Raw genomic sequence first — 2,962 nt, 5'->3', positions numbered from 1 at the left:
TAGACCCCACTCCACAAAACTGTCAACAACACTTTCTCAAAAAAATCCCCAAAATCTAACTTTTATAAAACAAATCCCAATCCCTGGGGATAACTCAACAAAATGTAGGGCAAAAAACAAGGGGCGCTGCCTGCGCAACGCCCCTTCAACATTCACATAGATCCTGCGACGAGGATCAGGCCAGCGTATAGGCGGTTTTCACCGTCGTATAAAACTCGGCAGCGTATTTGCCCTGCTCACGAGGGCCATAGCTTGATCCCTTACGTCCGCCGAAAGGCACATGGAAATCAACACCGGCAGTGGGCAGGTTAACCATTACCATCCCAGCTTCGGCATTGCGTTTGAAATGAGTCGCATGCTTCAGGCTCGTCGTCGCAATGCCCGATGAGAGGCCAAAAGGCGTATCATTTGCTGTATGCAGCGCCTCTTCATAATCCTTGACGCGGATGACACTGGCGACAGGACCAAATATTTCTTCGCGAGAAATACGCATTTGATTCGTCGCTTCCGTAAACAAAGCGGGCTGCAGATAGAAGCCGGGATTATCCCGTGTCAGCCGTTCGCCGCCAAAAGCGAGCTTTGCACCCTCTTTTTGACCGATAGCAATATAATCTTCATCCTGCTTGAGCTGGCTCGCATCGACAACGGGGCCAATATGCGTCCCCGCCTTCAAAGCATCATCAACTATGATGGTTTTCAGTTTTTCCGAAACAGCAGCAACGAATCGGTCATGGATGCCCTCGGTGACAATGATTCGAGAAGATGCTGTGCAACGCTGACCGGTTGAGAAAAACGCACTATTTACAGCGGCGTCGACCGCGACGTTGAGCTCGGCATCATCCAGAACAACAAATGGATTTTTACCGCCCATCTCCAACTGGAATTTGCGCATATGCTCAATTGATGCTGCAGCGACGCGTTTTCCCGTACCGACAGATCCGGTGAAAGTGATCGCATTGACATCGGCGCTGTCGAGAATTGTCTGCCCTACAACTGAACCCTTGCCCATGACAAGATTAAGCACACCCTTTGGCAGGCCCGAACGATGCAGGATATCGACAATTGCCCAAGAGCAGCCTGGCACGAGATCGGCTGGCTTAAAAACAACAGTGTTTCCATAGGCAAGCGCAGGGGCGATCTTCCAGGCAGGAATCGCAATGGGGAAATTCCACGGGGTGATGATGCCGACAACGCCAACCGGTTCTCTCGTAATTTCAACACCGATATTCGGACGAGCACTTGGCAAAACTTCGCCTGCAAGCCGCAACACTTCTCCGGCAAAGAAGTCGAAGATTTGCGCTGCACGCAAAGTTTCACCAATCCCTTCGGCCAGTGTCTTGCCTTCTTCCCGAGAGAGCAATCGGCCAAGTTCATCCTTGCGGGCAGTGATCTCATCTGCAGTTTTGCGCAAGATTGCATGACGTTCGAGAATTCCAGAACGCGCCCAAGCAGGAAAGGCCGCTTTTGCAGCAGCAATGGCCCGCAACGTGTCCTCAGCCGTCGCTCTCGCATATTCCCCAACCACATCATTGGTGTTGGAAGGATTGATATTGGCAATGGCGTCGCCACCGGCCCATTCGCCGTCGATCAGATTTTGGTGCAATGTCATGATTGTGTTCTTTCGTTCTGTTCAGTTGAATCAATACCATAGGAGACAGGCGTTTCAACGGTTAATCCAGAACATTTGGCTTTTCGGCCATATGGAGCTTGATTGGCCGGGTAGAATGCTGCGTAAAGGACTGCTAGTTAAGCTTATCGAGCACGCCGGAATATTCGTCCGCTCACAAGAAGCGAATAAGAGGAACGTCCACATGCCCTACTCATTGTTTAATCTTGAGGGGCGCCTCGCGCTCGTTACTGGGTCCAGTCAAGGTATCGGCTTCGCTTTGGCAAAAGGTCTCGCATCATATGGTGCGACGGTCGTCCTCAACGGCCGCAACCGGGAAAAACTTGCAGCAGCCGTCACCAAACTCAGTGCTGAGGGGTATAAGGCGCATACCTCGCATTTCGATGTAACCGATATTGGTGCGGTCAAGAAGGGGATTGATAAGATCGAGGCCGAGATCGGTCCGATTGATATTCTCATCAATAATGCCGGTATGCAATTTCGTGCTCCCCTGGAGGATTTTCCGGATGATAAATGGCAGCAATTGCTGCAAACAAACATCTCGAGCGTTTTCTACGCCGGCCAGAGCGCTGCTCAACACATGATCAAGCGAGGCCGCGGCAAGATTATTAATATTGCTTCGGTTCAGAGTGAACTGGCCCGGCCATCCATAGCGCCATACACGGCAACGAAAGGCGCTGTTCGTAATTTGACGCGAGGCATGTGCACGGATTGGGCGAAATATGGTCTGCAAATCAACGCTATCGCACCCGGCTACTTCAAAACCCCATTGAATCAAGCATTGATCGGTGATCCAGAGTTCTCCACTTGGCTGGAGAAACGGACCCCGGCAGGACGATGGGGAAATGTTGAAGAATTGGTTGGCGCTGCAATATTCTTGGCAAGTGATGCCTCGTCCTTTGTTAATGGGCAAGTCATCCATATCGATGGCGGGATTACAGCTTCAATATGATACGCATTATAGTAATGGGCGTGAGCGGTTCGGGAAAAACCTCAGTAGGAGTTGCGATCGCCGAAGCCTTAAAGCTTCCTTTTTTGGAAGGCGATACGCTTCATCCCGAACGTAACGTCGAAAAAATGTCTTCCGGCATTCCTTTGACGGATGATGACCGCTGGCCGTGGCTCGACAAAATTGGCATTGAACTGGCTGAAGCCGAAAATGGGCTAGTGGTGTCTTGTTCAGCTTTGAAAAAAAGCTATCGCGAACGTTTGAGAGAGAAAGCTGGCGGACCGCTTGCATTCATTTTCCTGGATGGCGAAGTCGAGGTTCTACGCTCACACATGGGTAAGCGCACGGGTCATTTTATGCCGGTTTCGATGTTGGACAGTCAGCTT

The 2,962-nt window shown here is 50.9% G+C and carries 3 protein-coding genes; 2 read left to right on the top strand and 1 reads right to left on the bottom strand.

What is annotated here, in order from left to right; translation table 11 throughout:
- Positions 1 to 175: 175 nt before the first annotated feature.
- Entirely contained in the window at positions 176 to 1,609 is a 1,434-nt protein-coding gene (locus ACTJI9_RS22425; protein WP_115055868.1) for an aldehyde dehydrogenase family protein, read from the bottom strand.
- Positions 1,610 to 1,811: 202 nt separating this feature from the next.
- Here ACTJI9_RS22425 and ACTJI9_RS22420 point away from each other — a divergent pair, with 202 nt between their 5' ends.
- Together ACTJI9_RS22420 and ACTJI9_RS22415 are read left to right on the top strand one after the other, a co-directional pair.
- Entirely contained in the window at positions 1,812 to 2,579 is a 768-nt protein-coding gene (locus ACTJI9_RS22420) for an SDR family oxidoreductase (protein WP_440811026.1), read from the top strand.
- Positions 2,576 to 2,962, top strand: a 387-nt coding sequence (locus tag ACTJI9_RS22415; RefSeq protein WP_440811024.1) for a gluconokinase, incomplete at its 3' end; no start/stop codon positions are given. The genes ACTJI9_RS22420 and ACTJI9_RS22415, both read left to right, overlap by 4 nt.

This window comes from Phyllobacterium sp. 22552, from assembly GCF_052044585.1.
Classification (GTDB): Bacteria; Pseudomonadota; Alphaproteobacteria; order Rhizobiales; family Rhizobiaceae; genus Phyllobacterium; species Phyllobacterium ifriqiyense.
This window is presented reverse-complemented; position numbering and strand designations above follow the sequence as displayed.

Excerpts from the sequence above, each read along its gene's own strand:
- ACTJI9_RS22425 (WP_115055868.1), bottom strand. The coding sequence starts at position 1,609 with ATGACATTGCACCAAAATCTGATCGACGGCGAATGGGCCGGTGGCGAC.
- ACTJI9_RS22420 (WP_440811026.1), top strand. The coding sequence starts at position 1,812 with ATGCCCTACTCATTGTTTAATCTTGAGGGGCGCCTCGCGCTCGTTACT.